The sequence below is a fragment of the Streptomyces sp. H27-H5 genome (assembly GCF_026627505.1).
Lineage (GTDB): Bacteria > Actinomycetota > Actinomycetes > Streptomycetales > Streptomycetaceae > Streptomyces.
Window position 1 is genome coordinate 1 of record NZ_JAPNLK010000221.1, and the last position, 4,218, is coordinate 4,218.

5 protein-coding genes and 1 pseudogene are annotated in these 4,218 nt (G+C 69.0%); 1 reads left to right on the forward strand and 5 read right to left on the reverse strand.

Going from position 1 to position 4,218, the window contains the following annotated elements; translation table 11 throughout:
• Positions 1 to 121: 121 nt before the first annotated feature.
• From OTB19_RS41825 to OTB19_RS41835, 3 genes and pseudogenes are all read right to left on the reverse strand, one after another.
• Positions 122 to 516: pseudogene (locus OTB19_RS41825) on the reverse strand (hypothetical protein); the annotation flags it as partial.
• 55 nt (positions 517 to 571) lie between these two features.
• A complete protein-coding gene (locus OTB19_RS41830) occupies positions 572 to 1,807 on the reverse strand; it encodes a hypothetical protein (RefSeq protein ID WP_267804103.1) in 1,236 nt (411 codons plus the stop codon).
• A 127-nt stretch (positions 1,808 to 1,934) separates the two neighbouring features.
• The gene (locus OTB19_RS41835) at positions 1,935 to 2,147 is read right to left on the reverse strand and encodes a hypothetical protein (protein ID WP_267804104.1); all 213 of its coding nucleotides are present in this window, start codon (positions 2,145 to 2,147) and stop codon (positions 1,935 to 1,937) included.
• Between the two features lie 80 nt (positions 2,148 to 2,227).
• Here OTB19_RS41835 and OTB19_RS41840 point away from each other — a divergent pair, with 80 nt between their 5' ends.
• A complete protein-coding gene (locus OTB19_RS41840) occupies positions 2,228 to 2,698 on the forward strand; it encodes a single-stranded DNA-binding protein (protein WP_267804105.1) in 471 nt (156 codons plus the stop codon).
• A 7-nt stretch (positions 2,699 to 2,705) separates the two neighbouring features.
• Here OTB19_RS41840 and OTB19_RS41845 read toward each other — a convergent pair whose 3' ends face one another.
• Together OTB19_RS41845 and OTB19_RS41850 are read right to left on the reverse strand one after the other, a co-directional pair.
• Positions 2,706 to 3,029 (reverse strand): DUF3024 domain-containing protein, encoded by a 324-nt coding sequence (locus OTB19_RS41845; RefSeq protein ID WP_267804106.1) that lies wholly within the window; start codon positions 3,027 to 3,029, stop codon positions 2,706 to 2,708.
• A gap of 49 nt (positions 3,030 to 3,078) precedes the next feature.
• On the reverse strand, positions 3,079 to 3,660 hold the full coding sequence (locus tag OTB19_RS41850; protein WP_267804107.1) for a recombinase family protein: 582 nt from the start codon (positions 3,658 to 3,660) through the stop codon (positions 3,079 to 3,081).
• Between the last annotated feature and the right edge of the window lie 558 nt (positions 3,661 to 4,218).

Below are 4,218 nucleotides of genomic sequence, written 5' to 3' on the forward strand. Positions count from 1 at the left end.
CAACCGCTCACGCGCCGCCTGTCTTTCGGGCGTGTACCCGCCCCCCTGCGCATACCTCATCCCCACGGCATACCGCAGGGATCAAGGACCGTCATCACCCACGGCAACTACGAGTTCAACCTGAGTAGGAGACCGGCACGGCCAGGGATCGGGCGAGGCGGGCGGCCGCCCGGCCGCATAGGTCAGACGCGTCGTGCGGCGACCCGGACCACCACCCGGCGGCCGTCCACCGGCACGTCCGCCACCCTCCGCCAGTGGTACCCGTGCACCTTCCCCGTCGGGCTGCAGACGCTCAAGCAGCCCGGGGACCCGTGTGCGTCGGCTGGTCTGCCCGGTCCGGGGCTGTCCGCGGCAGACGTTCCGAGAACAGGCCACCCCGCACACCGAGCACAGAACCGGGACATCCCGGGTCCGGGCCGTGACCCGGACCACTTCGCCGCCATCCACCACATCCTCGACGGCCAGCGCCGACAGCCCCGAAAACACCACGTTCACAAGAGAGTTGGCATCATGCACGATCCATGATCGCAGCCAAGGACGCAGCGTCACCACCGACTACGGAACAGAGCCCTCAATTCGGGGTGCGCAGGAGTTCGGCGAGGCGTTCTCCGACGACGGAGAAGCTGGGGGCCGTCTCCTGCTGAAAGTAGGACTTCTTGCGGCTGCGCAGCAGGTCTTCGCCGTCGCGCGTCCAGGAGAAGCCGGGCTTGCGCAGGAGGGCGCGGAAGACCGCGTCCGCGCCGTCGGGATGGCGCTGGACCAGGCGGCGCAGGGGAAGGGGCGAGACAGTGTCGTCGCTCAGGTAGTTGCGAAGCTGGGTGATGTAGGTGTGGTCGCGGGCCAGGGAGGGGTCGGCGAAGAGGGTGTCCAGGCGGCCGAAGTCGAGGTAGTAGTTGAGGCCTTCGATCTCGTCGTAGATCAGCCCGACGCTGTCGGCCTGCATGTAGTCCTCGGGCAGCCGGCCCATCTCCTCAGCGCCAGGAGCGCTGTTCGTGGTGGGCCTGCCGTCGGTTTCGGCTGGTGCCGTTGCTTCCTCCAGGCGGCGCCGGTGGTGCTCGGTCAGCTGTTCCTGGGCGCTGGCCGGCGGCAGGATCACGAGGTCGGACCCGAACAGGGCGATGAAGGCGGCGCGGTCTTCGGCCTGCATCTGCCAGGCCCGCCGGGACAGATCCCTGTTGCGGCGCAGCAGACCCGGGTCCGCGGTCGCCATCCGCAGGGCGGCCCGTGCGACATCCGGGCCCGAGGACTGGGGGTAGGGCGAGAGGTAGCCGCTGACAAGCCAGTGACCGGTGGCGGGATGGACGGGCACGATACGGCCGTAAATAAACATCCCCTGCTCCAGGACAGCCAGTGCCTCGGAGCCCATGTTGGAGCGGACGGGGTAGCGCAGGTCATCGATCAGGTTGTGAAGTACGACAGTGCCGTCGGGATCGTCGTCCCGGTGGACCTCGAACAGCCCCTCGACGACGTCGCGCCAGCCCAGCAGCATCGCGCGCTCGTCGCCTGTCAGGGGCGGCCGTCGCTGGGCGATAAAACGTTCCACGACTGTGGTGCCGTCGTGGAGCCGGTGCTGCAGGGCGAAATGATCGACGGTACGGACGGCGACTCCCTCATCCAGCAGACCACTGTCGCCCGAGGCCCGCAGGCGTGCGGTCAGCTGCCTGCCGAAACGGGGATGCTGGGCGAACTCCACCAGCTCGCTCTTCAGCTCCCCGCTACGGGCCACCAGTTCCGTGACCGTCATCGACAAGGCCTCGGCCGCCACAATGCCGTCGGGCGTGTCATCGTCATGGGGCACCTGGAGCATGGCCACCTGGATCCTGGTTCGAAGCGGGCATATCGCGCCGCCACTCTACCGGCGCTGCGGCTGCCGGTTCCGTGCATCGCACAGGCTGGGCACATGCCGGGGCAGCGGCGGCAGGCATATCGCGCCATCACCCGCGGTGTGCTGCTCCGGTGGCGGCCAGAAGGTTGCGGATCTCGATGACTTCCTTGCCGGTGCGCTCAGCTATCCGCGCGACCGGCTCCCCGCGCCGGTACGCGGCCACGATCGCCGCGCTCAGATTCCGGCGGGCCACATGCAGTGCTTCCTGCGCCGCGGCCAGTGCCGCGGTCGCCGCCGCCAGCGCGTTGTCCTCATCCGTCATACCGGCCATCGTGCCAGCCCGGGGGCCGGGCCCGGTACGGTGGTCGTACTTCGGCAGCAGACACAAAAGGGGTGGCGGGCATGGCGGGCGAGACGCTGGTGACGGTGGTCGGCAACCTGACGGCTGACCCGGAGCTGCGGTTCACCGCCGCCGGTATCCCGGTCGCCGGTTTCACCGTCGCTTCCACCCCACGCGTGTACGACCGCGACCGCAGCGAATTCACCGACGGCGAGCCGCTGTTCCTGCGCTGCTCGCTGTGGCGGGCGGCCGCGGAGAACGCCGCCCAGTCCCTCACCAAGGGCATGCGGGTCATCGTGACCGGGCGGCTCAAGCAGCGCACCTTCGACGACAAGGAAGGACAGCACCGTACCACCGTTGAGATCGACGCCGAGGAGATCGCGGCGTCTCTGACCTACGCGACGGCGACCGTCACCAAGACCTACCGCTCCGGCGCGGTTTCCCAGGGTGCAGCGGCACCCGCGCACAGCCAGTCTCCCGGGCCGGCACAGCAGGCCCAGCCCACGGCGCCCGCTGAGACCTACCCGTTCTGAGCCGGTCTCAGCCCCAGAAGGCGTTGCGGGGATCGTCCAGCACGGCCAGTGCCTGGTCCAGCGACGGGACCGCCGGCAGGTGATCGCAGGGGTACCAGCGGCCGTTGCGGTCCGCCCCGTCCACCAGCCAGCCCGCATCAGTGGACCGCAGCCGGGCGACCCGGCGAGAGGTCCATTCACCGACACCGTCCCACGGAGCCCGCTCCTCAGTGATCACGGCAGTACTACCGCGCACCACGCAGCCCACACCTACCTCGGCCCGCGCGTGTTCGGGAACCTGCTGCCCGGCCCATTTCTTCAGCCGGGCCCGGTCCGTCTCGGAGATCTTCACACCCCTACCCTACGCACCCGGCGCCGGGCCTGATGTTCCCACCAGCTTCCTATTGGTCCGCGTTCTGGGCGCGTTCCAGGACCCGGTACACCGTCGCCCGGGACACCGAGAAGATCTCGGCGAGGTCGGCGATGGTGTGCTCGCCGCCCCGGTGCTGCTCGACGAGGTGGGCCTGCTGCCGGGCGGAGAGTTTGGGCTGCTTGCCCCGCAGCTTCCCCTTGGCCCGGGCGACGGCCATGCCCTCGCGGGTCCTCATCCGCAGAAGATCCACCTCGAACTCGGCGAAGGTGGCCAGGATGTTGAAGAACATCTTGCCCATCGGGTCGGCCGGGTCGTACAGCGAGCCGCCCAGCGACAGCTTCACCCCTCGGCCGGTGAGCCGGTCGCCGATGTCACGGGCATCGGGCACCGAGCGGGCGAGCCGGTCCAGTTTCGGGACGACCAGGGTGTCCCCGGCCCGGACCGCTGCGAGGGCCTGGTTGAGGCCGGGGCGCTCCCGGTTGGTGCCGGTGAGACCGTGATCGAGATAGATCCGCTCCTCCGCCACCCCGAGCCCGGCAAGGATGCCCCGCTGGGCGGTGAGGTCCTGCTCGTCCAGGCTGCATCTCGCGTACCCGATGACTTCGCTCATGCACGAAGCGTACGGATAGCCCCCGCTCACCGCACAGATCACCGGACACGCTAAATGAGACGGTGATCGTGCAGGTCGGCATCGCCCGCCACCCCAGGATCCAGCTTGTTCGCTGAAGGATCCCCTAACGAACAGGCCGGACGTGCTTCAAGAGAGGTGCCGCCGCTGTCCCTTCCGGTCGTTTCGGCTGTCCTGCGGGTGCAGTAGCGCGGCGGCGAGGGCGGGGGCGGTTGCCGGGCCCGGCGCGTAGTGGGGGTGGGCTTGTGCGAATTCGGGCATCCGGGGTTCGGCGCGTTCCTGGGGGGCTCGCTCCAGTACGGTCGTGCCGGTCTCGGCCTCCAGTACCGGGGTGTAGCCGGCCGCACGCAGTGCGGTGAGTGTGTCCTTGGGGGGTGCGGTGCTGATCAGTACGGTCGGGGCGATTTTGCGCAGGCCTAGTGCTGCACCGCGAAAGTTCGTGGAGGGGTGTTGGTCAGGCTGCTTCCTTGAGTGGGGTGCCCTTGTAGGTCCAGCGGAAGGGCTTGGCGTTCTCGTTGCGGTTGATGATGTAGCTGTCGA

Bases quoted from the DNA above. Each gene is read 5' to 3' on its own strand.
- OTB19_RS41830 (WP_267804103.1), bottom strand. From the start codon at position 1,807: ATGCTCCAGGTGCCCCATGACGATGACACGCCCGACGGCATTGTGGCG.
- OTB19_RS41835 (WP_267804104.1), bottom strand. From the start codon at position 2,147: ATGACGGATGAGGACAACGCGCTGGCGGCGGCGACCGCGGCACTGGCC.
- OTB19_RS41840 (WP_267804105.1), top strand. From the start codon at position 2,228: ATGGCGGGCGAGACGCTGGTGACGGTGGTCGGCAACCTGACGGCTGAC.
- OTB19_RS41850 (WP_267804107.1), bottom strand. From the start codon at position 3,660: ATGAGCGAAGTCATCGGGTACGCGAGATGCAGCCTGGACGAGCAGGAC.